Origin of the sequence: Nocardioides agariphilus, assembly GCF_015352445.1 — a bacterium.
GTDB lineage: Bacteria > Actinomycetota > Actinomycetes > Propionibacteriales > Nocardioidaceae > Nocardioides > Nocardioides agariphilus.
Genome location: NZ_JADKPO010000027.1, coordinates 24818 through 49344, shown reverse-complemented (window position 1 = coordinate 49344; position 24527 = coordinate 24818). Strand labels below are relative to the sequence as shown.

At 71.7% G+C, this 24527-nt stretch carries 22 protein-coding genes; 10 read left to right on the top strand and 12 right to left on the bottom strand.

The window, feature by feature from the left end; genetic code table 11:
• The first annotated feature begins 59 nt into the window (after window positions 1–59).
• The gene (locus ISU10_RS17445; RefSeq protein WP_194697700.1) at window positions 60–971 is read left to right on the top strand and encodes an EamA family transporter; all 912 of its coding nucleotides are present in this window, start codon (window positions 60–62) and stop codon (window positions 969–971) included.
• Here ISU10_RS17445 and ISU10_RS24195 read toward each other — a convergent pair.
• The 3 genes from ISU10_RS24195 to ISU10_RS17430 form a co-directional block, all read right to left on the bottom strand.
• Window positions 926–2149 (bottom strand): RNA polymerase sigma factor, encoded by a 1224-nt coding sequence (locus ISU10_RS24195; RefSeq protein ID WP_370865605.1) that lies wholly within the window; start codon window positions 2147–2149, stop codon window positions 926–928. The genes ISU10_RS17445 and ISU10_RS24195 overlap by 46 nt on opposite strands.
• A 6-nt stretch (window positions 2150–2155) precedes the next feature.
• Window positions 2156–2632: a YciI family protein gene (locus tag ISU10_RS17435; protein WP_228501243.1), complete on the bottom strand. Its 477-nt coding sequence runs from the start codon at window positions 2630–2632 to the stop codon at window positions 2156–2158.
• Between the two features lie 457 nt (window positions 2633–3089).
• Entirely contained in the window at window positions 3090–3311 is a 222-nt protein-coding gene (locus ISU10_RS17430) for a hypothetical protein (RefSeq protein WP_194697699.1), read from the bottom strand.
• Window positions 3312–3489: 178 nt separating this feature from the next.
• Between ISU10_RS17430 and ISU10_RS17425 the strand changes: the two genes are divergently transcribed.
• Window positions 3490–5346 carry a sigma-70 family RNA polymerase sigma factor gene (locus ISU10_RS17425; RefSeq protein WP_194697698.1) on the top strand — a complete coding sequence of 619 codons (1857 nt, stop codon included), beginning with the start codon at window positions 3490–3492 and terminating at the stop codon, window positions 5344–5346.
• A 13-nt stretch (window positions 5347–5359) separates the two neighbouring features.
• Here ISU10_RS17425 and ISU10_RS17420 read toward each other — a convergent pair whose 3' ends face one another.
• Complete coding sequence (locus tag ISU10_RS17420; RefSeq protein ID WP_194697697.1) at window positions 5360–6055, bottom strand: hypothetical protein; 696 nt, start codon at window positions 6053–6055, stop codon at window positions 5360–5362.
• 66 nt (window positions 6056–6121) lie between these two features.
• Between ISU10_RS17420 and ISU10_RS17415 the strand changes: the two genes are divergently transcribed.
• A complete protein-coding gene (locus tag ISU10_RS17415; protein WP_194697696.1) occupies window positions 6122–6727 on the top strand; it encodes a TerD family protein in 606 nt (201 codons plus the stop codon).
• Between the two features lie 115 nt (window positions 6728–6842).
• On the opposite strand, the gene ISU10_RS17410 is transcribed toward ISU10_RS17415, so the two are convergent.
• Together ISU10_RS17410 and ISU10_RS17405 are read right to left on the bottom strand one after the other, a co-directional pair.
• On the bottom strand, window positions 6843–7949 hold the full coding sequence (locus tag ISU10_RS17410; RefSeq protein ID WP_194697695.1) for a Zn-dependent alcohol dehydrogenase: 1107 nt from the start codon (window positions 7947–7949) through the stop codon (window positions 6843–6845).
• Window positions 7950–7958: 9 nt separating this feature from the next.
• The gene (locus ISU10_RS17405; protein ID WP_370865604.1) at window positions 7959–9521 is read right to left on the bottom strand and encodes a PucR family transcriptional regulator; all 1563 of its coding nucleotides are present in this window, start codon (window positions 9519–9521) and stop codon (window positions 7959–7961) included.
• Window positions 9522–9604: 83 nt separating this feature from the next.
• Here ISU10_RS17405 and ISU10_RS17400 point away from each other — a divergent pair, with 83 nt between their 5' ends.
• The 3 genes from ISU10_RS17400 to ISU10_RS17390 are packed head-to-tail and all read left to right on the top strand — an operon-like array spanning window position 9605 to window position 12824.
• Window positions 9605–11158, top strand: coding sequence for a CoA-acylating methylmalonate-semialdehyde dehydrogenase (locus ISU10_RS17400; protein WP_194697694.1), 1554 nt, complete (start codon window positions 9605–9607; stop codon window positions 11156–11158).
• A 5-nt stretch (window positions 11159–11163) separates the two neighbouring features.
• Window positions 11164–12510, top strand: a complete 1347-nt coding sequence (locus ISU10_RS17395) for an aspartate aminotransferase family protein (RefSeq protein ID WP_194697693.1) — start codon at window positions 11164–11166, stop codon at window positions 12508–12510.
• Window positions 12507–12824: a cupin domain-containing protein gene (locus ISU10_RS17390; protein ID WP_194697692.1), complete on the top strand. Its 318-nt coding sequence runs from the start codon at window positions 12507–12509 to the stop codon at window positions 12822–12824. The genes ISU10_RS17395 and ISU10_RS17390 overlap by 4 nt, the downstream gene beginning before the upstream one ends.
• A 69-nt stretch (window positions 12825–12893) precedes the next feature.
• Here ISU10_RS17390 and ISU10_RS17385 read toward each other — a convergent pair whose 3' ends face one another.
• Entirely contained in the window at window positions 12894–14093 is a 1200-nt protein-coding gene (locus ISU10_RS17385; protein ID WP_194697691.1) for an NAD(P)/FAD-dependent oxidoreductase, read from the bottom strand.
• Between the two features lie 89 nt (window positions 14094–14182).
• On the opposite strand from ISU10_RS17385, the gene ISU10_RS17380 reads away from it, so the two are divergent.
• Window positions 14183–14668, top strand: a complete 486-nt coding sequence (locus ISU10_RS17380) for an SRPBCC family protein (protein ID WP_194697690.1) — start codon at window positions 14183–14185, stop codon at window positions 14666–14668.
• A 77-nt stretch (window positions 14669–14745) separates the two neighbouring features.
• The gene (locus tag ISU10_RS17375; protein ID WP_194697689.1) at window positions 14746–16158 is read left to right on the top strand and encodes a gamma-glutamyltransferase family protein; all 1413 of its coding nucleotides are present in this window, start codon (window positions 14746–14748) and stop codon (window positions 16156–16158) included.
• A gap of 205 nt (window positions 16159–16363) precedes the next feature.
• Here ISU10_RS17375 and ISU10_RS17370 read toward each other — a convergent pair whose 3' ends face one another.
• The 4 genes from ISU10_RS17370 to ISU10_RS17355 all read right to left on the bottom strand — a co-directional run bounded on the left by ISU10_RS17370 (window position 16364) and on the right by ISU10_RS17355 (window position 19388).
• Window positions 16364–16936, bottom strand: coding sequence for a collagen-like protein (locus ISU10_RS17370; RefSeq protein WP_194697688.1), 573 nt, complete (start codon window positions 16934–16936; stop codon window positions 16364–16366).
• A gap of 30 nt (window positions 16937–16966) precedes the next feature.
• A complete protein-coding gene (locus tag ISU10_RS17365) occupies window positions 16967–18106 on the bottom strand; it encodes a methyltransferase domain-containing protein (protein WP_228501242.1) in 1140 nt (379 codons plus the stop codon).
• Between the two features lie 109 nt (window positions 18107–18215).
• Window positions 18216–18788: a class I SAM-dependent methyltransferase gene (locus ISU10_RS17360; protein WP_194697687.1), complete on the bottom strand. Its 573-nt coding sequence runs from the start codon at window positions 18786–18788 to the stop codon at window positions 18216–18218.
• Between the two features lie 12 nt (window positions 18789–18800).
• On the bottom strand, window positions 18801–19388 hold the full coding sequence (locus ISU10_RS17355; protein WP_194697686.1) for a hypothetical protein: 588 nt from the start codon (window positions 19386–19388) through the stop codon (window positions 18801–18803).
• 85 nt (window positions 19389–19473) lie between these two features.
• On the opposite strand from ISU10_RS17355, the gene ISU10_RS17350 reads away from it, so the two are divergent.
• Together ISU10_RS17350 and ISU10_RS17345 are read left to right on the top strand one after the other, a co-directional pair.
• Entirely contained in the window at window positions 19474–19863 is a 390-nt protein-coding gene (locus tag ISU10_RS17350) for a hypothetical protein (protein WP_194697685.1), read from the top strand.
• A 339-nt stretch (window positions 19864–20202) separates the two neighbouring features.
• Window positions 20203–21603 carry an HNH endonuclease signature motif containing protein gene (locus tag ISU10_RS17345; RefSeq protein ID WP_194697684.1) on the top strand — a complete coding sequence of 467 codons (1401 nt, stop codon included), beginning with the start codon at window positions 20203–20205 and terminating at the stop codon, window positions 21601–21603.
• A gap of 161 nt (window positions 21604–21764) precedes the next feature.
• On the opposite strand, the gene ISU10_RS17340 is transcribed toward ISU10_RS17345, so the two are convergent.
• Window positions 21765–24503 (bottom strand): helix-turn-helix transcriptional regulator, encoded by a 2739-nt coding sequence (locus tag ISU10_RS17340; protein ID WP_194697683.1) that lies wholly within the window; start codon window positions 24501–24503, stop codon window positions 21765–21767.
• Between the last annotated feature and the right edge of the window lie 24 nt (window positions 24504–24527).

The window sequence follows — 24527 nt, the reverse complement described above, 5'->3', positions numbered from 1 at the left end:
ACGTTACGTCCACCAATCACACGTGGACCCGAACGGTCGCAGCGGGTTCGATGGGTGCCATGAGCAGCTCACCGAGCAGTGTCGGCACCTCGATGGCGGTGGCCTCGATGCTGTGCGTGCAGATCGGGCTGGCGATCTCGGTCGGGCTGATCGACGATCTCGGCGCGCCCGGCGCGGCCTGGTTGCGGCTCGCGTGGGCAGGTGTGCTGCTCCTCGTGCTGGTCCGGCCGAGACCGCGCGACTTCACCCGGGAGTCCTTCGTGGCCTGCGTGCTGCTGGGCCTGGTCACGGCCGGCGTGACGTTGCTCTTCATGGCCTCGCTCGAGCGGTTGCCTCTCGGCACGGCGAGCGCCCTGGAGTTCCTCGGCCCCCTCGGCGTGGCGGTGGCCCGGGGCCGGCGTCAGACTTTGGCCTTCCCCGTGCTCGCCGCACTCGGGGTGCTGATGCTGACCCGCCCGTGGGAGGGCTCGGTCGATCTGGTCGGAGTCGCCCTGGCGCTGGCAGCAGGGGCCTGCTGGGCGGCCTACATCCTGCTGACCCAGCACGTGGGCGACGCGATCGAGGGCCTCAAGCCGCTCGCGGTGACCATGCCGGTCGCTGCGCTGGCCGCCACCGTCGTGGCCGGGCCGAGCACCTTCGGGCGGCTGGACGTCGAGCTGCTCGCGATGGGGATCGGGCTGGCCCTGTTGCTGCCGGTGGTGCCCTTCACCCTCGAGCTGCTCGCCCTGCGCCGGCTGAACACCTCGGCGTTCGGCACCTTGATGAGCCTGGAGCCTGCCTTCGCGCTGATCGTCGGGCTGGTGCTCCTGGACCAGGTGCCCGAGCCGCTCGCCGTGCTCGGCATCGGCTTCGTGGTCGCAGCCGGCATCGGGGCCGCGCGCACGGGAGCACGCCACGCTCTCCAGCCCTCGGGTGGGCTCGATGATCAGGCGGGACCCGAGCTGGCGTCGACCGAGCGGGCCCACAGGTAGCGCTGCTCCGGCACGTTGGTCGCCAGCCGCGCCGCCTCGGCGTAGGCCTCTCGCGCCTCGTCGTACCTCCCGGCCCGAGCCAGCAGGTGCGCGCGGACGGCGTGGAGTCGATGGCTGTGCCGCAGGGCCGGGTCACCCCGCAATGGCTCGACCATGGCCAACCCGGCGCCGGGGCCGTGTACCTCGGCCACGGCAACCGCGTGGTTGAGCGTGACCACCGGACCCGGGGTGAGCGCGGCGAGCATGCCGTAGAGCACCTCGATCTGCGCCCAGTCGGTCTCCGCTGCCGTGGCGGCCTCGGCGTGCACCGCGGCGATCGCGGCCTGGAGCTGGTAGGCGCCGACGCGCCCGGTCGGCAGTGCGGCCTCGACCAGGCGGACTCCTTCGTCGATCAGGTCACCTCGCCACACGGAGCGGTCCTGGTCGGCCAGAAGCACGAGCGCACCGTGCGGGTCGAGGCGGGCAGGTCGACGCGCATCGGTCAGCAGCATCAGGGCGAGAAGTCCCGAGACCTCCGGGGCCTGGGGGAGGAGGTCGTGGAGGCGACGGGTCAGCCGGACCGCTTCGGCCGCCAAGGAGACGTCGGTGAGCCCCGAGCCGCCGGTGGCGGTATGGCCCTCGGTGAAGATCAGGTAGAGCACGTGCGCCACCGCCTCGACGCGAGCGGGCAGCTCGGTGGGCGAAGGCAGGCCGAACGGCGCGTCCACCTGGCGCAGCCTCGCCTTGGCGCGGCTGATGCGCTGGGCCATCGTCGACTCGGGTACCAAGAACGCCCGGGCGATCCGGTCGGTCGTCAGCCCGCCGACCGCCCTCAAGGTGAGCGCCACCTGCGAAGGCCGGCTCAGCGCCGGGTGGCAGCACAGCAGGAGCAGGGCGAGTGAGTCGTCGCGCTCGGCTGCCGGACCCGGCTCGGCGAGGGCCGCGTCCGCCAGCTCGCGCCGCTCGCGCGCTCCTTCGGCGCGACGCTGGTCGACCAGCCGGCGCGACGCGACGGTGACCAGCCAGCCGCGTGGGCTGTCGGGCAGGCCGTCACCGGGCCACTGGCGAGCAGCGGCCAGCAGCGCCTCCTGCACGGCGTCCTCGCACGCCTCGAAGTCGCCGTACCTGCGCAGCAGCGCTGCCAGGACGTGTGGCGACTCCTCGCGCCACACGTCCTCGTACGACGGTGAGCCCCGCACGACAGCTCAGTCCTCCGGGTCGCCCCACATCGAGGGCCGCAGCTCGACATGGCCACCCGGCTGGGCGAAGTGCGCGGCGATCTCCTCGGCGCGCTCGCGGGTCTCGGTGTCGATCACGAAGAACCCGGCCAGCTGCTCCTTGGTCTCGGCGTAGGGACCGTCGGTGCGCAGATGCTCTCCCGGCCGGGAGTCCGCGCTCCAGCCGTAGACCGAGCTCGAGGCGGGGTCCGCCAGCGCCATGGCCGTCACGAACTCGCCCGAGGCGTTGATCTCCTCCATCAGGGCATCGAAGCTCCTGCCGGTCTCGGCGTGCCACTCCTCGCTCTGCTGATGGCCCTCGTCGGTGAAGCGGTCGGTCGGGTGGCCCCACGGCTGCGGGTTGGAGTGGATCAGGATCACGTACTTCACGGTTTCGTCCTCTCTGGTGGGCTTCTTCATCGGGGACGTCGGAGCGGAGAGCCTGGTCTCGACATCATCAGCCATGTCGACCACCCCCTCGACCACCCCCCTCGACCACCCCCCTCGACCACCCCCCTCGACCACCCCCCTCGACCACCCCCCTCGACCACCCCCGCCCAACATCGCGGTCGAGGCCCTCTACAGCATCATCGACCCGCGCGTCCGCCTGACCTGAGAAGCGCCCGGCTGTCGCCGAACCGGTCTCGTCCGTTCGTCCAGACCGCTCTGGACCAGCTCGGCGGGCGCGCGTCATGTGGCCACTGCGGCGAACGTCTACTGGATGTGGGCCGCTTGACCGCTGCCCATAGCGATGCACCTCCGCACTGGAAGACCGGTGTGAAGGGGCAGCGCGGGACCCAGGTTCTCGGACGTCGGGGGGCGCAACCGAGGACGTGTCCGCCGTCCCCCGCGTCACCTCTCACAGCGCGGGGGACGGCCCTCCCGCCGGGAGGCCCGAGGGCGCGACGCGCGCTCAGCTGGTCTAGCCGGCAGAGGTGACTTCGCCGCTGGCCAGCAGCGTCATGGCCTGGAGTGCGACGTCCTCGAGCGACCTGGTGTCGAGCACCAGCAGGTCGCTGGGCAGCCGGATGGCCCGGATCGGGCTCCTGCCGAACTCGAAGCTCGGCACGTGCACGTCGAGCTCATCGAGCCGTGGGTCGATCAGGTGGCGTTGTACCACCCAGCCCACCGGTTCGATTTCCATGCCACACTCCCTCTCGGAGCATCCCCCCGTGCTTGCGGGGGAGCCATCTCGACGTGCACAGCATGACGCGTCGTGACGGATCTCGCCTCCCCGGTACAGTCCGGTTGCCGATCAGGTCAGGGGGAGTGGCAGTGCCTCGTTCACAGCGAAACGCGCCTTCCAGACAGGGCGCGAGCTGATGGACGATCGCACCGACGACCGCTGGGAGGAGACCTGGGACGACTCGGCTGGCTCCGGGCCCGAGCCTGTCGGCCACGCGGAGCCCGCACCGCCGCCGCAGGACCAGCCGGCCGACCGCGACGAGGTCGATGAGCTGCCGCCGGGCGACGCCGACCTGGTGGCCCAGGTTCGCGAGGGGCTCGACGAGCCGTACGCAGAGCTCTACCGCCGCCACCAGCCGGCCGCGCTGGCCCTGGCCCGCCGCCTGACCGAGCACGCGGGAGCCGACGACGTGGTGTCGGAGGCCTTCGAGAAGCTCTTGCAGCGCATCCGCGAGGGCGGCGGCCCGGATGCGGCGTTCCGGCCCTACCTGCTGCGGACCGTGCGCACGGTCGCGGTCGACGCCTCCCGCCGTACGCGCCGACTGGTCGTGGCCGAGGACCCGGTCGCCGCCGGTCCTGCCGCCAACGAGGGCGACGAGCTGGTCGACTCCCTGCACGAGCGCACCACCTTGGCGCGCGCCTTCGCCGCGTTGCCCGAGCGCTGGCAGGCCTTCTTGTGGCTTTCCTTCGTCGACGACGCCGACCGGAGCGAGATCGCGACGATCCTCGGCATCAACCCCGGCAGTGTCTCGGCCCTGGGCTACCGGGCACGCGAAGGCCTGCGTCGCGCCTATCTCGATGCCCACCTGCGCGATGCTCCGACGCCGGAGTGCAGCGAGGTGTGGCCGTTGCTGGCGGGTGCCATCAGGGGCGGGCTGGGTCCCGCACAACAGCAGCAGGTCGACGCGCACCTCGGTACGTGCGACCACTGCGGGGCCGCACTGGCCGAGCTCGAGGCGGTCAACACCAGGTTCGGCGCGGTGCTGGCGCCGATCGTCCTCGGCGCAGCCGCTCCGGCCTACCTGGCCGCCGTACGCGAAGGCGCCGGAGCAGCGGTCGCACCCTCCGCAGCTGCGGCCTCCGAGTCCGCAGCCGTGGCCACCCATGCCGCAGCCGGCACTGGGATCAAGGCTGCCCTGGCCGGGCTCGGCAAGGTCGGCGCCGCGAGCGTCGCGGTCGTCGCGTGCGTCTCGACCATCGTCGTCGTCGCGATGCTGGCGGGGCTGACCTCGCCTGGCTCGGAACGTACGTTCGCGCCGCTGCCGGGCAGCACGACCAGCGACGGCTCAGCCTCCGGGAGTGGCACGGGCAGTGGCACCGGCGCGGGGGGCAGCGCCGAGGGCAGCACAGCAGGCTCGCCCGACACCTCGACGGACCCCAGCGACCCGACCTCGGCGACCAGCGGACCCTCGACCAGTGGCGGGCCCTCCAGTGACGCGACGTCCGGCGGCCCGTCGGGACAGCCGACGACCGGTCCCACGGGCCGGCCGACGTCGCCGACGACCGGCCCGACCGGCGGCCCGACCGACGGCCCGACCAGCGGCCCCACGAGCGGTCCGACGAGCCCGCCGACCAGTGGCGGCGGCTCGTCGTCGCCTCCGCCACCGACGACCGTCGACGCGGCGCTCGGTGGCATCAACGTGAGCCAGCGCACCCAGAGCAGCACCCCGGTGCACATCGCCGTGCCGGTGTCCTTGCAGGGCGGACGTGCGGACCTCGTGCTGACGGTGTCGGTCCTCGGCCTCAACAAGTACACGCTGACGCACTCGGCAGGTGATGGCGACTGGTCGTGTGCCGCCACGACGCCGATGGCCGGTGCCAACAAGCTGGGCGTGGTCCGGTGCACCATCGACAACGCCGCGCCGGGCTCGGCGCTCGACCTCGGGATGAACCTGGGCTACGCCGGAAAGGCTTCGGTCACCGTCGTGTTGTCGGTCAACGGCGCCGACGACCGCAGCAACTCCGACAACTCGGTCTCCTCGCCGCTGCCCTGACCCGGCTTGCGCGTCAGGAGGAGGAGGCCGGCACCGGGTAGATCTCCAGATCGGTGGCGCCGTACCCCTTGTCCGTGGGCCGGTTGTCGGCCCAGATGCCGTGCATCTCGATGCGCAGCGGCCGCTTGAAGAGGGTGGGCGGTGGGTCCGCGTCGTCGAAGACGAGCATCACGCTGTCGCAGAGGTCCTCGCCCGGCGGGTCGCCCTCGGGCAGGCCCTGGCAGTTGTACCAGAGCCGCATGATCCACTGCGGGCGCGGATAGAGGCGCTCCTCCGAGAGGATCACGACGTTCAGCTCGGTGCGCGCGCCGGGGTCGTCGACCAGGGAGTGCACGAACGCATCGGCCTGCTTGCTGCCCTGGGTGATCAGGGTCTGGCCGGGCTCGAGAGTGATGCCGAAGGTGTTGGTCGCCGTCGGCTCGGGCGATGCCGAGGGTTCGGCACCCCCGGAGGACTCGCCGGAAGACTCGCCTGGCGTCTCGGCGGAGGCCGACGGGTCCGGAGAACCCGAGATGTCGGTGGCGACCTGCTGCGTGTCGTCGTTGAGCACCCGCACCAGTGCGTAGCCACCGCCGACGGTCGTGGCCAGCGCGGTGACGGTGCCGGCCAACCCGACGAGCACCTTCTGGGGGCCGGTCTCCTGCTCGGAGAACCGCGCCCAGAAGCTCTTGCGCGGGCGGTGGTCCCGCGGCTGGCCGAGCTGGTCCATGGCGGCAGTATCGGGGGCGAGCGCCGACCGCCGCCAGCGTGCGGGCGCGGAAGGTACCTTCGGGGCGTGACGAGCGAGCCACCAGTGATCGAGATGAGCGCCGGCCAGGAGCTGTCCTTGGCCAGCGACGAGCGGCCGTTGACCAAGGTGCGGCTGGGGCTGGGCTGGGACAAGGAGCGCACTGCCGGCGCCATCGGCACGGGTGCGCCCGACATCGACCTGGATGCCTCGGTCGTGCAGTTCACCGGCGACCAGCTCTTCGACCTGGCGTTCTACAACAACCTGCAGACCCGCGACGGGTCGATCGTGCACCTGGGTGACAACCAGACCGGACGCGGCGACGGCGACGACGAGGTGATCACCGTCGACCTGTCCCGCGTCTACGCCAAGGTCGACGCGATCGTGCTGATGGTCAGCAGCTACCAGGGCCACACCTTGGAGTGGATCAACCGCGCGTACGTGCGGCTCGTCGACGACGCGGACGAGCTCGAAGGCGAGCGCGAGCTGGCGCGGTTCACGCTCACCGCCGGAGTCCCCACGACCGGCATGGTGATGGCCAAGCTCACCCGCGACCCCGAGCACCCCGGGCAGTGGCGCCTGCACGCCATCGGAGAAGGCATCCGCGCCACCATCCCGACCGATGCGGTCAACGCCCTACGCCTGTTCCTCTGAGCACCGACCCGAGATCCGCGCGACGGGATACCCGGATGTCCGGGGATTCCACCACCTGTGACCCTGCAGGCCGGGTCGGCGCCGCATTTCAGCGGCCGTAGGGGTCACAAGTCGGTCAGGGCGCGAGCACCGTGCGTACGCCGGTCCCGCGGCGAAGGTCTGCGACTGCGTCGTTGATCTCCTCGAGCGGACGGCGGGCCGTGACCATCGACTCGAGGTCGAGCAGACCACTGCGCCAGAGGTCGAAGATGCGGGGGAAGTCGCGGGTGGCCTTGGCCGATCCCAGGTAGCACCCGATGAGCCTGTTCTCGTAGAACGCGTGGCGCAACCCGCGCACGGTGACCACGTCCTCGGTGGAGGGGATGCCGACCATCACGGTCGTCCCGCCGCTGCGGGTCGCCTTCATCAACGTCTCGACCACATCGCCTCGGCCGACGGCGTCGAAGGTGACGTCGGCGCCGCGTCCGGCGGTCAGGTCGCGGACGAGATGGTCGAGGCGCTGTGTGGTGGGGTCCACGACGTGCGTGGCGCCGAGCCGCGACGCCTCGCCACGGCGTACGGCGTTGGGGTCGGCCGCGACGATGGTCGCGGCGCCGGCGATCCGGGCGCCCTGCACGATCGAGAGACCTACCGCACCGAGCCCGCTGACCACGACCGAGGATCCCGCGGGCACCTGGGCGGTGTTGAGGACGGCGCCGAGCCCGGTCTGCACGGCACAGCCGGTCAGTGCGGCGATCTCGGTCGGCACGTCGTCGTCGATGCGCACCGCGGCGTCCGCCGGGACGACGGTGCGCTCGGCGAACGCCGACAGCACCAGTCCGCGGCGCAGCTGCTCGCCGCGCCAGGCCAGCCGGGTCGAGCCGTCGGGGTAGGTGCCACCGATGAGTCCGGCGTAGGTCTCGCAGAGGGTGTGCTGTCCGCGCTCGCACCAGTAGCAGCGCCCGCACGAGGGGGCCATCGTCAGCACCACGCGATCACCGGGCGCGAGGCTCGTGACGCCGGCGCCGACCTCGGTCACGACACCCGCGGCCTCGTGGCCGAGCACGAGCGGCGGCTTGCTGTGCAACGACCCGTCCAGGTGGTGGAGATCGGAGTGGCAGACCCCGCACGCCTGGACCTCGACACAGACCTCGCCCTCGCGCGGGTCGTCGAGCTCCACCTCGTCGACGATCAGCTCGGCCCCGACCGCCGTCATGATCGCGGCTCGGATGGTCGTGGGCATGCCCGCACCCTAGGCCCGAGTCGTGCGCACCTCGTCGGCGAGCAGGGCGACGTGCAGCGAGGTGCGTACCTCGGCGTCGTCGAGGGAGAGCCCGAGGAGACGCTCGATGCGGGCGATGCGGTCGTAGAGCACGGGTCGCGACACGTTGAGCGCCGCAGCAGCAGCCGACTTGCTGGCGGGGTGCTCGACCACCGCGCGTAGCGTGCGGCGCAGCTCGGGCTCCTCGCGCAGCCTGGCCAGCTCGCGGTCGGCGAAGGTGCTCACCCGCGCGTCGTCGGCGAGCAGCGTCAGCAGGCCTCGCAGGTGTACGTCGTCGAGCCGGCGCACGCCGTGCGCGTCCTGGCCGGGCGGGAGCACCGCCAGCACCTGGGTCGCCTCCAGCAGGGTCCGGTCCACCGAGGCCAGCTCGTCGACCGGCGAACCTGCCGCGACGACCGCCCGCACTCGGGCGGTGACCTCGTCGGCCCACCGGTCGACGGCGCGTACGGCGTCGGCGCGGGCGGGCAGCGCCACCAGCGCTCGCACCTCGCTCTCGAAGACAGAGGCCAGGGTGGGGGCTCGCGCGACCTCCGCCGCCCGCAGGCACGCCGCCACCAGGTCGTCGAGCACCGCCGAACGTTGCGGGCGCAGGGCCACGCCGACGTACTGGCGGCCGGGGGGCAGGCCGGCGATCTGGGCGCGACGGTGGGTCTCGGCGTTCGCCGGATCGGACATCAGGCCGATGAGCAGCTCGTGGTGGACCCGGCGTACCTGGCTGTCGCGGCTGCGGTCGTGGAGGCGGTACATCGCCAGGGCCGCCGCGGCCCGCTCGGCGACCGCGACCAGGCCGGGGGAGGGGGCGTGGGGAGCGCCGATGACCAGCCGGCCCCAGCCCCTCTCGGGGCGGCCGACCCGGGTCACCAGCCAGCCGTTGCTGGCATCCCACTCGGTGCGGCCCGAGGTGCGTACGTTGCGTGAGCGGCGCTCCCAGTCGTCGAGGAACGTCCCGCCATCAGGCGTGCCCGGCTGCCCGGCCGGTCCAGCGAGGTAGTCGACGATCCGGTGCTGCTCGGTCTCGAGGACGACGGTGGCGCCCGAGAGGCGTTGGGCCGCCGCGAGGATCTCGGCCGGCCCGGCCTCGCTGATGCTGAGCTCGGTGAAGGTGTCATGCACGCCCTCGGCGGCGCGCAGCTCGGCGAGCTGGGCGTCGACCAGCCGTTCGCCGACGGCCTGGGCGACGGCGGCGAACCGTACCTCCCGGCGCAGAGCGACCAACGGGAGCCCACGTGCCTCGCACTGCCCGACCAGGGAGGCGGGGAGCGCGGACCAGCGCCGCCCGAGCTCGACGAACAGCCCCGCTGCCCCGGAGTCGGCCAGGCTCAGCGCGAACCTGGTCAGGCCGTCGTCGTGGTCGGGGAGCGCGATGCCGGTGGTCAGCACCAGGTCGCCGCCGCGCAGCAGCGGTGCGATGTCGGCGAGCTCGGTGGTGTGCACCCAGCGGACCGGCCGATCCAGGTGCGCGGCCCCGGCGAGGACCAGTGGGTCGGCGCTGCGCACCGCAGGCATCTGGAGGACGTCGGTCAGCGTCAGCACGCCGACAGTCTGACAGGCAACGCGGTCGAAGTCCTGACAGTCTGTCAGGGCGCAAGTACGTCGTGTGTCGCAACGATGTGCCCATGACCTCTGGCAACTCCTCAGCCCTCTCTTCGGGCTCCATCGACCATTGGAGCAACGGCGCGACCTTTGCCGGCACGAGCGGGCGCTTCGCGGACGTGACCAACCCCGCCACGGGCGCCGTGACGGGCAGGGTCGCGCTGGCGAGCCGAGCCGACGCCGACGTCGTGATCGCAGCGGCGCAGGCGGCTGCGCAGGACTGGGGCACCACCTCGCTGGCCCGCCGTACGCAGGTGCTGTTCGCCTTCCGCGAGCTGCTCAACTCGCGCCGCGAGGAGCTGGCGGAGATCATCACCTCCGAGCACGGCAAGGTGCACTCGGACGCAGTGGGCGAGATCGCCCGCGGCCAGGAGGTCGTCGAGTTCGCCTGCGGCATCTCGCACCTGCTCAAGGGCGGCCACTCCGAGAGCGTCTCGACCGGCGTCGACGTGCACTCCAAGCGTGACCCGCTGGGTGTGGTCGGCATCATCTCGCCCTTCAACTTCCCGGCGATGGTGCCGATGTGGTTCTTCCCCATCGCGATTGCGGCCGGCAACACGGTGGTCCTCAAGCCCAGCGAGAAGGACCCCTCGGCCTCGCTGTGGCTGGCCGCGCTGTGGAAGGAGGCCGGCCTGCCCGACGGCGTCTTCAACGTCCTGCAGGGTGACAAGGAGGCCGTCGACGCGCTGCTCGAGAGCCCGGTCGTCCAGTCGATCAGCTTCGTCGGCTCGACCCCGATCGCCAAGTACGTCTACGAGAACGCCTCCAAGGCCGGCAAGCGGGTGCAGGCCCTCGGCGGCGCCAAGAACCACATGGTCGTGCTCCCCGACGCCGACCTCGACCTCGCCGCCGACTCCGCGGTCAACGCCGGCTACGGCAGTGCGGGCGAGCGCTGCATGGCCATCAGCGTGCTGGTCGCCGTGGGCTCGATCGGCGACGAGCTGGTCGCGCGGATCGCCGACCGCACCCGCAACATCGTCATCGGCGACGGCAGTACGTCGGCGACCCAAGGCGCGCCGAAGGAAGCCGACATGGGCCCGCTGGTCACCAAGGCCCACCGCGACAAGGTGGCCGGCTTCATCGACTCGGGCCAGGCCGCCGGGGCCAAGGTCGTGATCGACGGACGCGAGGCCGCCGCGCGTGGCGACCAGGACGGCTTCTGGCTCGGCCCCACCCTGTTCGACAACGTCACCCCCGACATGGAGATCTACCGCGAGGAGATCTTCGGGCCCGTGCTGTCCGTCGTACGCGTCGACACCTACGACGAGGCGGTGGCCCTGGTCAACGCCAACCCCTACGGCAACGGCACCGCCGTGTTCACCAACGACGGTGGGGCCGCGCGGCGGTTCGAGGCCGACGTGAACGTGGGCATGATCGGCGTCAACGTGCCGGTGCCGGTGCCGGTCGCCTACTACTCCTTCGGAGGGTGGAAGCAGTCGCTGCTCGGCGACACCCACGCCCACGGTGCCGAGGGCGTGCACTTCTTCACCCGCGGCAAGGTCGTCACCTCCCGGTGGATCGACCCCCACAACCGGCCGCAGGGCGGCCTCGAGCTCGGCTTCCCCCAGAATGTGTGACCACGATGACTGAGACCAAGAGCGACCTCGTCGACCTCACGCCCGACCGCGTCCACGAGCTCGACCGCAAGCACGTCTTCCACTCCTGGTCGGCCCAGGGTGCGCTCAACCCGATGGTGATCACCAAGGCCGAGGGGTCCTACATCTGGGACCAGGACGGGCAGCGGCTGCTCGACTTCACCTCGCAGCTGGTCTTCACCAACCTCGGCCACCAGCACCCCCGGATCGTGTCGGCGATCCAGGAGCAGGCGGCGTACCTCTGCACGGTCGCGCCCCAGCACGCCAACGCGGCGAGGTCCGAGGCGGCGCGGCTGATCTCCACCCACACTCCGGGCGACCTCGACAAGGTGTTCTTCACCAACGGCGGCGCCGACGCCAACGAGCACGCGATCCGGATGGCGCGCCTGCACACGGGCCGGATCAAGGTGCTCTCGACCTACCGCTCCTACCACGGCGGCACCCACCTCGCGGTCAACGTCACTGGCGACCCCCGTCGGTGGGCCAGCGACCACGGCGCGGCCGGCACGGTGCACTTCTTCGGGCCGTTCCTCTACCGCAGCCAGTTCCACGCCACGACCGAGGCCGAGGAGTGCGAGCGCGCACTCCAGCACCTCGCCAACATCATCGCCATGGAGGGCCCGCAGACGATCGCGGCGATCATGCTCGAGGCGATCCCCGGCACGGCCGGCATCATGGTGCCGCCGCCGGGCTACCTCTCCGGCGTACGCGCCCTGTGCGACCAGCACGGCATCGTGCTGATCGCCGACGAGGTGATGTCCGGTTTCGGTCGTTCGGGCCGCTGGTTCGCCTCCGAGCTCGACGGGCTCGTGCCCGACCTGCTGACGTTCGCCAAGGGCGTCAACTCCGGGTACGTGCCGCTCGGCGGTGTCGCGATCAGCGCCGAGATCGCGGCCACCTTCGACGAGCGCGTCTACCCGGGCGGCCTGACGTACTCCGGCCACCCGCTGGCCTGCGCGGCCGCCGTGGCGACGATCCGCACCATGGAGGACGACCGCGTCGTCGAGCATGCCGCGGCCCTGGGTGACGAGGTCTTCGCGCCCGGGCTGGCCGAGCTCGCCCGCAAGCACGAGTGGGTCGGGGAGGTGCGCGGGACCGGCGCCTTCTGGGCGATCGAGCTGGTCAAGGACAAGGCGACCCGCGAGCCGCTGGCGCCGTACGGAGGTACGAGCCCGGCGGTCAACAGCGTCGTGGCCGAGTGCAAGAAGCGCGGGATGCTGCCGTTCGTCAACTTCAACCGCGTCCACCTGGTGCCGCCGCTGACGACCTCTGCGCTCGAGGTCACCGAGGCGATCGAGATCCTCGACGAGGCGCTGACCGCGGCCGCCGGATGACCGACCGGCTCCTCAGCTCCTCCGTACTGCGAGAGCTGCTCGTCCACGACGGTGCGGGCGAGGGCCTGGACACGGCCCAGTCCGTGCTGGGCAGGGTCGGTGGCACCGAGGTGGGGCTCTGGGAGGCCGGCCCCGGCGTCGACACCGATGTCGAGGTCGACGAGATCTTCCTGGTGCTCTCGGGCAGCGGCACGATCACCTTCGCCGACGGCGGTACGGTCGACCTGCGCCCCGGCGTACTCGTCCGGCTCCACTCCGGCGAGCAGACCACCTGGGACATCACCGAGCGGATCCGCAAGCTCTACCTGGCCTGATCCCGCGCGAGTTGCCTGAAACGCTCGCCGCCACGACCTTGCCCTGCGTTCGGCGCGACTCGCGGTGGGTCAGTGGGTCCGCTGGGGGAACGGGAGGGCGATCGGGTCGGCCGCGAGCCGGCTGCGGCCGTCGGCGTCGAAGCGGTCGAGGCCGAGGTCGGCGACGTCGAGCAGGTCGGTGTGTCCGTGGAGGACGAGGTCGGCCGCTGCGCGCGAGACGCCCGGACCCCACATCATCCCGTGGCCACCGGCGCTGGCCACGACCGTGCCGAGGACCGGTCCGTCCTCGCGCAGCAGCGGCCCGAGGATCGGCAGATGGTCGGGCGTGTAGTCGATGGTGGCGGCCCACACCCGTCGTACGCCGAGTCCAGCCGTAGCCGGGTAGAGCTCGGCGACGCGTCGGCGCATCTTCTCGAAGTACGCCCAGTCGAACTCCCGTGCGCGCCCCGGCTGCTCGTCGGGGTTGCTCATCCCCCAGAGCAGGCCGCCCTCCTCGCCCGGACGCCAGTAGATCCCCGAGGCGACGTCGAAGACCATCGGCAGAGCACGCGGGTCGGCACCGTTCGCGGTCCGGGGCACGGGCTCGGTCACCACGACCTGGTGCCGCGTACCTCCCGCCCAGACGTGCCCCCCGGCCGCACGGCCGACCTCGGCGAGATCGGGACCACCGGTGAGGACCACGGCGCCGGCGGAGATCGGTCCGCTGCTGGTCTCCACCCCCGTGGTGCGGCCAGCCTCGACGATGAGCCCGGTGAAGGCCCGGCGCTCGCGTACGTCGACGCCACGAGCGACCAGTGCGGCCGTGTAGGCCAGCACGTTGCGGGGGGCGTCGATGTAGCCGTCGCCAGCGGCGTACGACGCCCCCAGCGTGGCGCCCGGCGCCAGGCCCGTCTCGCGCCGGTCCAGCTCGTCGGGTTCGACCCACTCGACGGCGAGCCCGAGCGACTGCTGGAGGGCGATGCGCTCGTGGGCCGCTGCGACCTCGGCGTCGGAGTAGCACGGCATCAGGTAGCCCTGCGCCACGAAGCCCGAGTCGAGCGGGTAGTGGTCCGGCTGGCCGGCGTAGAACTCCCGGCTGAACAGGCCGAGCCGGATCGCTGCCTCGGTGCCGCCCTGCGCCCGCACCATCCCCGCGGCACGACTGCTCGCCCCGCTGCCGAGCGTCTGCGCCTCCAGCAGCACGACCCGTTGCCCGGCCTCGGCGAGGAAGCAGGCAGTCCAGGCGCCGACGGTGCCGCCGCCCACGACGACGACGTCGGCGGTCTCCATGGCGACAGATGCTGTCCCAGTTTGAACGTTCAGTCAATCTCCGCTCCACGACGTCGGACGAGAAGGCCGATGAGGCGTAGCCTCTCCCCATGCCCGGGCATGCGAGTGGTCACCGTGTCGAGGCTTCTCGGATCGTCGCCGTCGAGCCGGAGCTCGCCTTCGACCGGCTGATCTCGGCGCCGCTGACCGAGATCTTCTCCCGGCGCTTCGCCGCATTCCCGGCCATCCGCGAGGTCCGCGACCAGCCCGAGAGCTGGGGCGTCGTGGGTCAGACGCGCACCATCGTGCTCACCGACGGAGGGCGGCTGCGCGAGACGCTCACCGAGGTGGACCGGCCGCGCAGCTACTCCTACGTCCTCGACGAGATCAACGGCCCGTTGCGCCCCTTCGTCACGACCGTCGACGGCACCTGGTCGGTCACAGCCGAGGGCGAGGGCAGCATGGTCGGCTGGTCCTGGACGCTGCACCCCAAGCGGGCGCCTGGTCGCCTCACCATGAACGTGCTCGGCCGGATGTGGAAGGGGTACGCCGAGCGCGGCCTTGCCGAACTCGAGACCATCTTGACCCGCGGCTGAGGCGCGCGCCTGAGCCGAGGCGGACGGACAGGTCCCTCGTGCGTGGGGACGCCAGCCCCACCAACTACGTTGCTGCGGTGACGACAAGACGCCGAGTCATCGTGGCCGCGCCGCACCCTCTCGCCATCCGCGCCGGCGAGGACGTGGCCGACCGCGGAGGCAACGCAATTGATGCGGCCGTGGCGGCGGCGATGACGTTGACGGTCGTCTACCCGCACATGACCGGCGTGGGTGGCGACCTGTTCGCGCTCGTACGCCGTCCCGACGGGTCGACCTACAGCATCAACGCCAGCGGCGCCTACGGCTCGGCCCTCGACGAGGTGCCTCCCGTACCCCTCCTCGGGCCGCGTGCGGTGACGGTGCCGGGTGCGGCATCCGGTTGGGCGAGGCTGCTCGAGCTCGACGGGTCGGTGGCGGCGGCGGAGCTTCTGGAGCCGGTCATCGCGCTCGCCGCCGACGGCACGCCGGTCTGTGCGGGACTGGCAGAGGCCGTCCGCGAGCTGGCCGACGAGGGCAAGGCGAGTCCGCAGCTGCTGGCACTCCTCGACGGGTGCGACCGGGAGGGGGCCACCCTCCGGCAGCCGGCGCTGGCCGAGACGCTGCGCATCCTGGCTGCCGAGGGGCTCGCCAGCCTGTACGCCGGCACGCTCGCCGAGCGGCTGGCACGCGGGTTCGCCGAGCTCGGCGTGCCGGTGACGGCAGCCGACCTGCGTCGACACGACGTACGCGTGGAGGAGCCGTGGTCGGTGGACGCCGCGACGGTGCGAGTGTCGACGGCGCCTCCCAACTCGCAGGGCTACCTGCTCCTGGCGCTGCTCAACGCCGGGGCGGCGACACCGGCCGTGAACCGAGCAGCGCTCGAGCGCCTGTTCGCGCGAGCAGAGCAGTGCCGGGACGCGGAGCTGGCCGACCCGGCGTACGTGCGGTCCGACAAGCGCGAGCTCCTCGACCCGGCCCGGCTGCAGGACGAGGCGACGCCGCCCGTCGCCGTACCTCGCGCTCACGGCGACACGATCGCCGTCACGGCCGTCGGGGCGGACGGGACGGCGGTGTCCCTCATCCAGTCGTTGTTCCACTCGTTCGGCTCGCAGGTGCTCGAGCCCGGGACGGGACTGGTGCTGCACAACCGTGGTGCCCTGTTCTCGGCCGACCCGACCTCACCCAACGCGCCGGCGCCGGGCAAGCGTCCGGCCCACACGCTGATGCCGGTCGTCGTCGAGCACGCCGACGGCCGGGTCTCCGCGCACGGCGCCATGGGCGGACGCGCCCAGCCGCAGATCCACCTGCAGGTGCTGCGCAACGTCCTCGGCGGCAGGTCTGCCCAGGAGGCCGTCTCGGCGCCGCGGTTCGTCGTCCGGGACGGACAGGTCCTGGCCGAGCCCGAGCACACCGACGAGACGGGCCACGCGATGATCTGCACGCTGGCGCCGGACGGCACCCTGTCCGCCGGCATCGACCCTCGCAGCGACGGGTGGCCAGCCGGGGACTGAGCAGTCCCTGGGCAGGGCTCCTGGACAGCTCCTGGGCAGCTCCTGGGCAGGCTCGTGGGCAGGGACAGCGAAGGGCGCCGCCGGACGTTCCCCCTGAAGTCCGGCGGCGCCCCTGCTCCCTTGCGGGCCCCCCTGGTTGTCGAGCCACCCTCCTGCCCCCCGACCGGGAGGGGATGCTCGAGCTGTTCAGTTGTGGAGTGGTGGGTCAGACGGCGGCGCAGGAGACCCACACGTAGGCGGTCAGCGAGCCGACCCCGACGTTGCTGATCTGCACCCACCAGCCGGTGCCGAGCGTCTCGCCCGCCGACTGGAAGGCCGACTCGCGGATCACGACGTTGCCGGGCGCCGTGCTCGAGACACCGCCGCCGAGGGCGCGCTTGCCCGCCGGGCAGTCGGCCCCCCAGGCCTCGGTCGAGTTGCCCCCGACGACCTTGTCGACCAGCACGTACTGCAGGCCGCTGACGCCCGCCGGGCCCTGCGGACCCTGAGCGCCCTGCGGCCCCTGGATGCCCTGCTCGCCCTGGTCGCCCTTCGGTCCTTGCGGACCGACGGGACCCTGCAGGTCACCCGAGAAGTCGTCCTTGGTGAGCGACCCGTTGCGGATGTCGACGCCCTTGACGGAGCCGTTGCGGATGTCACGGCCGGTCAGGGACTCGTTCTTGACGTTCTGACCCGTGATCAGCACGGCGGCGCCGGCGGTGGCCGACGAGGCCACGATGAGGCCGGCGGCGACGAGCAGCACGATCTTGGATCGTGAGCTGATGGGCCTGATGTTCATGGATTTCCCCCGTTGCGGTGTGGTGTGGTGTCAGCGCTTGGTGGCGGTGACGATGCGGTACTCCCAGTTGCACTCGATGCCCTCGCCGGTGTTCTGGTCGAAGGCCTTGGCGAGCGCGACCAGGTCGGCACGCAGTGCGGCGCGACCCTCCTCGTCCAGCCGGTTGGCAGCGGAGTAGGTGGGGCCGTAGTAGGTCAGGAACAGGTCGGCGAACTCCTCCGGGCTGCGGAAGTTCTGCCGCACGGACGCGGTCACCGACGAGACGTCCTCGACGCCCTCGCCGAGCAGCTCGGCCACGACGGCCTCGGAGCCCCAGCGGGTGGCCGGCTGAGCGCCGGGCGGCGGGGAGACGTGGCGGCCGACGGCGGCGAGCATGCCGCCGACGAAGCCCTCGGGCGTCCAGCTCGCGATCGAGATCTTGCCGCCCTGGCGGGTGACGCGCACCAGCTCGGACGCGGCCTTCGCGTGGTCGGCGGCGAACATCACGCCGATGGCCGAGAAGACGTGGTCGAAGGACCCGTCGCCGTACGGCAGGCTCTCGGCGTCCGCCTCGACGAACTCGATGTCCAGGTCCTCGGCGGCGGCGCGCCGGGTGGCGATGTCGAGCAGCTCGGGAACGTAGTCCATGCCGTGGACGACAGCGCCGCGGCGGGCCGCGGCCAGCGCGACGTGCCCGGTGCCCGTGGCTACGTCGAGGACGTAGTTGCCGGGCATCACGCCGGCCTGGTCCACCAGGTGCTCGGAGACCGGCACGGTGATGTGCGCGATCCGGTTGTAGTCGCCGCTGCTCCAGACCTTCTGCTGCTTGTCGCGGAGCTCGCTGTAGTCGGTGGTGACCGTCATGGTGGTGCCTCTCTTCGATGGGTGCTTCATCAGGTGGTGCGCGGCGGCAGACGCCGCCGCGACGAGAAGGGGCGACGATGTCGCCTCTGAGATGTGGTCGTGCCGCAGACCGGCGCGCTGGATCGCCTCTTCGACGAGGTCTGCGGAGTCCGCTTCATAGAGCAGGAAGCAGGTCTCGTCCTCGGAGACGTAGATCGAGCTCAAGCAGCGCACCGGACGCCCCTCGCGGGTCAGCTCGACGCCGGCGCGCTCTGCGCTCTCGGCGTGCTGCTGTGCCGCGAGGTGGTCGCCTTGTGCGACGTAGAGCTCGACGAGGTATTCGGCCATGGCACAACCGTGCTGGTCGGCACAGGGGTGGCGAAACTACGGAGGACCCGAGGAAACGCGGCCACCGACCCCAGGATCATGTCCTGGGGTTGACCCCCGAGACGGTCGGTCAGGCCCGGCTGACCAGCAGGTACCGCTCGTCGTCGATCGGCCGGCCCCAGTAGACAGGCTCGGTCAGGTGCCGCACCGTCGCGTCGGTGCGGACCGTGCGCACGATCCGCTCGCACTCCGCCGCGGTGAGGCCGGCACCGGTGTGCCAGCTGCCCTCGACCAGCACCACGACACCGTCCGGGCCCAGCAGCCCGACCCATCGGGCGAAGGCCGTCTCCGGGTCGGGCATCGCCCACAGCACGTGCCGGCTGAGCACCACGTCGTAGGCCGTGTCGTCGAGCCGCGGCTCGGACGCGTCGCCGACGGTGAAGGTTGCCTCGGGCACCTTGAGCCTCGCCCGCGCGACCATCTCGGGGGAGAGGTCGAGGCCGGCGACGGAGTAGCCCTCGTCGACGAGGAGGCGGGCGAGCGTGCCGGTGCCGGAGCCGATGTCGGCGATGCGAGCGGGCGCCGGCGGGAGTGCGCCGAGGAGGAGGTCGCGCCACGCACGGCGCGTGACCGGGTCGGCCAGACCGTGGTCAGGCTCGTCGTCGAAGGTCTCCGCCTCGCGGTCCCAGAGTTCCCGAGTCATCGGATCACCTTGTCAGCCCGCGAAGTGCCGCCACAACAGGGGCACCTGCCAGGCATCCCACTCCGACGTCGCCAGACCCGTGGCGTGGTGGCGCCGCTTGCCGCGGGGATCGACGGTGACGATCTGGAAGACGTCATCCTCGATCCCGGTGATCCACTTCCACGGGATCGGCCGGGCAAACAGGGTCCGCGGCTGCAGTGTCTCGGCCGTCACCGTGTAGCGACCCCGGCCCTTGGCGCGGAGGCTGCCGATCTCGGCGGCACCGCTGGCCTCGACCGCGCCGAGCGTGCGGGTCAGCAGTCGTGGCTCGATCTCCGCGCTCACCAGCGCATCGAGCACGTCCCACGACGGCCTCCAGGGTCCCCACGCCTCGGATGTGGCGTCTCCTCGGAAGGCGATGGAGCTGACCTCACCGTCGGCCAGCAGGCGTACGCCGCAGTCGAGACGGTTGGTGCTGCCTGGTGCCGTGCTCACCGAGAGGTTCCGCGAGAGGCGCTCGATCCGGTCGAGTGGGAGCCGCTTGTCGTTGATCGTGAGGGCGTCGCCGTCGAAGGCGACGCTCGTCTCGTCGTAGGTCCAGGCGAACGGTACGACGGCCACCCGGCCGATGCTATGCCCGCCTCGCCGAGTACCAGGTTGCGCACCGAAGACCTGCAACGCGCGATGTCGTGCGAGTCTGGCAACCATGAGCTACGACCTGGCGGTGTGGGAAGGTGCGCAACCCGAGTCGGATGCCGAGGCCGCAGCCCTGTTCGAGGACCTGATGGAGCGTCGGGAGTCGGGTGCCGACAGCCACGAGCCGTCGTTGCGAATCCGCTCCTACGTCGAGGCCCTGCTGAAGCGGTGGCCCGACATCACCGACGATGAGGGGGAGGACTCAGCCTGGGCGGACGGCCCCCTCATCGACAACGCGTTCGGCAACGCCGTCTACTTCTCCATGACCCTGGGCCGCGCCGAGCAGGCCTCGGAGTTCGCCGCACGGCTCGCCAGTCAGCGCGGTCTGGTCTGCTACGACCCGCAGACCGAGTCATTGCGCCCCCGGACCACGACCTCCCGCAGCTCTGGACGTTCGTGAGCACCGCTGGTTGAGGAGGCCGCCCTGTCGTTGGTTGAGGAGGTTGCGCTAGCAACCGTCTCGAAACCCGGTGGGTGTCGCTGGTTGAGGAGGGCGCGGTCTCTGCTGGTTGAGGAGGGCGCGCGGTCTCCGTTGGTTGAGGAGGTTGCGCTAGCAACCGTCTCGAAACCCGGTGACCGCGACGCCGACGGTCCACTCGCGGGGTTTCGAGACAGGCGCTAGCGCGCCTTCCTCAACCAACGGGGGGCGGATATCTGGTGGGCCCAGCATGTGAGAAACCCCAGCAAATACAGGGGCTCTCGACCCTGGACTGTCGGTGCTCGATGATCGAATAGACCCATGAGCGGAACTCGGGACTGGCCACCAGCCACCGCTGCGACCGTGCTCGAGGCCGCCCGCGAACTCCGTACCGCAGCCGACGCGGCGGAGGCGAGGCTGTTGGAGCTGGCGGTGCAGTGGGCGCTCATCCACCCCGCGGAGTCGTTGGCAGATGCCGGCACCTTCCGGCTCCACGGTGACGTCCCGGTCCCGGTCGCCGGTCCGGGTGCCCCCCTGGTCGCGGAGTTCTGCATCGCCGAGTTCGCTACCGCGATCGGGACGACGACCGAGTCCGGCAGACGCTACCTCGGGCACGCCCTCGAACTCAGATACCGGTTGAACAAGCTGTGGGTCCGAGTCACCACCGGTGACCTGGCGGCGTGGAAGGCCCGCCGGGTCGCCGAGCAGACCCGATGGCTGACCCCCGACGCCGCGACCTATGTCGACAAGCATGTGGCACCCCTCGCCCACAAGATCGGCCCCGCCCAGCTGGACCGGCTCATCGCCGAGGCGGTCGCCCGGCACATGCCCGACCAAGCCGAAGAAGACCGCCAACAGGCCTGGGACCAACGCCGCTTCGACATCGACTTCGACACCGTCGCGATCGCCGGCACCTGCCAGGTCAGCGGCGAGCTCGACCTGGCCGACGCCATCGACCTCCACAACGCCCTCACCGCCGACGCGAAGGTTCAGGCCGACCTCGGCTCCACCCTCACGTTGGACCAACGCCGCTCCGTGGCGGTCGGCAACATCGCCCGCCGCGACCTCACCCTCGACTACCCCACCACCGAGGACCCGAACACGGGCAAGCCCCAGGGCAGGCCGAAGGGGAGGCCGAAGGGGAAGCCGCGGGACATGGTGCTCTACCTCCACCTCACCGACGCCGCCACCACCGGTGCCTCAACCACCGGCTCCATGGGTGGCTGGAGTGTGGGGCGGGTGGAGAACACCGCCACCCCGGTGCTGGCCGAGACCATCCGGACCTGGTGCGGCAACCCCGCGGCCCGGATCATCGTGAAACCGGTGATCGATGTGGCAGCGCACGTCCACCACGGGGCCTATGAGATCGACGGCCGGATCAGCGAACCCGTCGCCCTTAGGGACCACACCTGCGTGTTCCCGTGGTGCACGAAACCAGCCCGGAAACTGAAACCGGGCGAGCATGCGGCCGACTGCGACCACAACGTCCCCTACGCCCAGGGCGGGGCCACCTGCACCTGCCAGATCGCGGCCCTGTGCCGCAAGCATCACCGGTTGAAGACCCACGGCCGCTGGCGATACCTGATCCTCACCCCCGGCAGCTACCTATGGACCAGCCCCCACGGCTACCACTACCTCCGCGACCACACCGGCACCACCGATGTGTCCCACGACAGACAACGCCGCCGACACCCACGCCGACATCCACCACCAGCAGCCTGAGAACCACCACGGGCGGGCTACCGGCACGCCCGGCCTGGTAACGAGTGAGGTTGCTAGCGCAACCTCCTCAACCAGCGACAGGGCTGCGCTCGCACCTCAACCAGCGACAGGACGTCTGCTCGCAGCTCACCAGACTTCGGCGGTGGCGCTTCGGTGGCGTCCTAGCCTTCCGCGACCTCGTCGGTCCCCTGCATCGCGGCGGCGAGCTGGACGCGTGAGCGGATGCCGAGCTTGGCGTAGGTGTTGCGCAGGTGGAACTCGACGGTGTTGACCGTGACCACCAGGGTGCGGGCGATCTCCTTGTTGGCCAGGCCCTCGACGGCCAGCTCGGCGACGCGACGCTCGGTCGCGGTCAGGCCGCCCGAGGACGCCGACTTGCGGGCGCCCACGCGCTCGAGCTCGGCGCGGGCATCGGTGGCCCATCCTGGTGAGCCCAAGGACTCGAACGCCTCGACCACACGCTCCAGTACGTCGCGAGCCGCGCCCCACTTCTTGGCCCGGCGCTGGGCCCTGCCGAGCGAGAGCAGGGTGCGCGCCTGGTCGAACAGGAGCCCCAACCGACCGTACGACGCCGCCGCGGCCTCGAGCGCGGCACCGGCCGCGTCGGTGTAGGCGTCCCCGTGGATCTCGACGAGTGCCGCGCCGCGCTGGGCACCGGCAGCAGCCCAGGGGTGGTCCTGGTCGGCTGCCCGCTCGGCCAGCACGTCGAGGACGGCCTGCGCCTGGTCGTACGACTCGCTCTCGGTCAGTGCCTCGACCAGGTCGGGGCCGGCTGGGAAGGCGCCCGGGTCGAGGACGCCCTCGCGGAGGGTGTGCTCCCACACCGAGGAGAGACGCGCGGTGGCCTGATCGAGGTCCTTGGCGAGCAGCGCGGCGATCCCGAGGGCGCGGGTGGCCTCCAACCAGTCCCAGCGGACGCCCGTGGTCACGGCCTTCTCGACGGCGCGACCGGCCCACTGCCTCGCTGCCTCGACGTTGCCCCGTCCGGCCTCCAGGAGACCTCGGCAGCGTTCGTACATCGGCCAGATGAGCAGCTCGCTGTCGAGCGAGGCGGCCCAGTCGTCGAGCATGCCCTCCACGTCGTCCCAGCGCCCGGCGCGCAGCTCCAGCTCGCACAGGTGCAGGCGGGCCAGGGCGTGCGCCTCGGCCGAGTCCACGGTGTCGCGCCTGAAGGCCTGCAACACCGGACGTCCCAGGTCCACCTCCCCGCGCCAGGCCAGGCGCTGACCGGTGATCCGCTCCGGGTACCGGGCCATCGCGGCGCGCTCGGTCGGCAGCGCGTAGTAGCGCTTGATGACCTCATCGACCGGCCGGCCCCGCAGGGCTTGGGTCCACACCAGGGTGTTGAGCGCCAAGCGCTGGTCGTCGGGGCTGCCCTGCTCGCTGAGGGCGACGGCCTCGATGGCGCGCTCGTCGGCGCGCGCCAGGCCGCGGACCTCCACGATCGCGTCGTTCTCGGCCATGAAGGACAGCACCTGGCCGCGCAGCACGGGATCGTCGCCGGCCTCGGCCAGCGCCTTGTCGAGGAGGGCGGCGATGTCGGCGCTGCCCTGCTCGAGGACTCCTTCGGTGAGCATCAGGTACGCCGTCACTCGGGGCGCACCGTGCGGCAACGAGTCCAGCCGGTAGCTGAGCAGCTCGGTGAGTCGCTGCTTCTCCCCGGCGTCGTTGAGGTGTCGTGCGAGGGCGAGCACGCGGTCGACGTCGGGCACCTCGGGCGGGGTGAGCCGAGCGGCATGGGAGGCCAGGTCGATGGCCATGCGCGTGGCGCCGCGTGCGGCGCTCGCGGCGGCCGCTGCGTCGAGCCGGCTCGCCAGAGGCTCGTCGTGACCGATGGTCGCCAGCGCCAGGTGCAGCACTCTGCGCTGCTCATCGGCGACGAGGTCGGCGAGGCGTCGGTGCACGTCGCGCTTCTCGGCCTCGGGCGCCTGCCGTTGGGCCGCGGCGGCCAGCAACGGGTGCGCGGCCCGGAGGCGGTCGCCCTCGATCACCACGACACCGGCGTCGACGGCTGCCTGCAGGGCGGCCACCCCTGACGGGTGGGGCAGCTGACCGACCCGCAGGTCCGCGTCGAGAGCCACCGCCAACAGGACCCGGCGGGCGGAGTCGTCCAGGTCGGCCACCCGCGTGCCGAGCAGGTCCTCAAGGTGCTCGGGCACCGGCAGGTCGGCCAGCGTGTCCAGGTCGCGGCCCACGAGCGTGCGACCGAGCTCGAGGGCGAACAGCGGATTGCCGGTCGTGGTGTCGTAGATGCGCCGCAGCAGGTGGTGGGGAATCCGGAGCCCGAGCCGCGAGGCGAGTAGCTGCCGGGTCGCGCCGACGCTCATCGCGCGGACATCGATGCGTTCGGCCTGCTGGTCGCCGAAGGCGCTCTCCAGCGCCGAGCGCCGGCCCGGCCGCCGGGCCAGCAGGAAGGTGACCGGTTCGCGCTCGAGGCGCCGGGCGGCGTAGGCCAAGGCGTCCTCGGAGGCCCCGTCGAGCCACTGCAGGTCATCGACTGCCACCAGCAACGGCCCGGACTCGGCCAGCGACCTCAGTGCGGAGAGCACCGCGATGGAGATGACCTGGGGCTCGGGCGGTCGGTCGGTCGGGTCGGCCCGGTAGAGCGCGACGTCGAGCGCGCGCAACTGGGGCGCAGGTACGCCGGTCAGCTCGGCGCTGGCCACACCGTCGAGCAGGTCGATCAGAGCCGCGAACGGCAGCGGGGTCTCGGCCTCGCTGGAGCGTGCGACCAGGACCCGCAGCCCGCGTTCGCGGGCCCACTCGATGCCCTGCTCCCACAAGCTGGTCTTGCCGACGCCGGGGTCACCCTCGAGCACCAGCGCCCTCACGGAGGTCTGGCCCGCAAGCAGGCGGCTGATCGCCTCCAGCTCGCTGTCGCGCGCGACCAGCCCTCCCATGCACGGCATGATGCCAGCCGAGGC

Coding starts and splice junctions, on each gene's coding strand:
- ISU10_RS17385 (WP_194697691.1), bottom strand. CDS start 14,093: ATGGAGACCGCCGACGTCGTCGTCGTGGGCGGCGGCACCGTCGGCGCC.
- ISU10_RS17410 (WP_194697695.1), bottom strand. CDS start 7,949: ATGCCCACGACCATCCGAGCCGCGATCATGACGGCGGTCGGGGCCGAG.
- ISU10_RS17425 (WP_194697698.1), top strand. CDS start 3,490: ATGGACGATCGCACCGACGACCGCTGGGAGGAGACCTGGGACGACTCG.
- ISU10_RS17370 (WP_194697688.1), bottom strand. CDS start 16,936: ATGAACATCAGGCCCATCAGCTCACGATCCAAGATCGTGCTGCTCGTC.
- ISU10_RS17435 (WP_228501243.1), bottom strand. CDS start 2,632: ATGGCTGATGATGTCGAGACCAGGCTCTCCGCTCCGACGTCCCCGATG.
- ISU10_RS17345 (WP_194697684.1), top strand. CDS start 20,203: ATGAGCGGAACTCGGGACTGGCCACCAGCCACCGCTGCGACCGTGCTC.
- ISU10_RS17380 (WP_194697690.1), top strand. CDS start 14,183: ATGCCCGGGCATGCGAGTGGTCACCGTGTCGAGGCTTCTCGGATCGTC.
- ISU10_RS17360 (WP_194697687.1), bottom strand. CDS start 18,788: ATGACTCGGGAACTCTGGGACCGCGAGGCGGAGACCTTCGACGACGAG.
- ISU10_RS17400 (WP_194697694.1), top strand. CDS start 9,605: ATGACCTCTGGCAACTCCTCAGCCCTCTCTTCGGGCTCCATCGACCAT.
- ISU10_RS17445 (WP_194697700.1), top strand. CDS start 60: ATGAGCAGCTCACCGAGCAGTGTCGGCACCTCGATGGCGGTGGCCTCG.
- ISU10_RS17365 (WP_228501242.1), bottom strand. CDS start 18,106: ATGGCCGAATACCTCGTCGAGCTCTACGTCGCACAAGGCGACCACCTC.
- ISU10_RS17350 (WP_194697685.1), top strand. CDS start 19,474: ATGAGCTACGACCTGGCGGTGTGGGAAGGTGCGCAACCCGAGTCGGAT.
- ISU10_RS17390 (WP_194697692.1), top strand. CDS start 12,507: ATGACCGACCGGCTCCTCAGCTCCTCCGTACTGCGAGAGCTGCTCGTC.
- ISU10_RS17420 (WP_194697697.1), bottom strand. CDS start 6,055: ATGGACCAGCTCGGCCAGCCGCGGGACCACCGCCCGCGCAAGAGCTTC.
- ISU10_RS17340 (WP_194697683.1), bottom strand. CDS start 24,503: ATGGGAGGGCTGGTCGCGCGCGACAGCGAGCTGGAGGCGATCAGCCGC.
- ISU10_RS17395 (WP_194697693.1), top strand. CDS start 11,164: ATGACTGAGACCAAGAGCGACCTCGTCGACCTCACGCCCGACCGCGTC.
- ISU10_RS17430 (WP_194697699.1), bottom strand. CDS start 3,311: ATGGAAATCGAACCGGTGGGCTGGGTGGTACAACGCCACCTGATCGAC.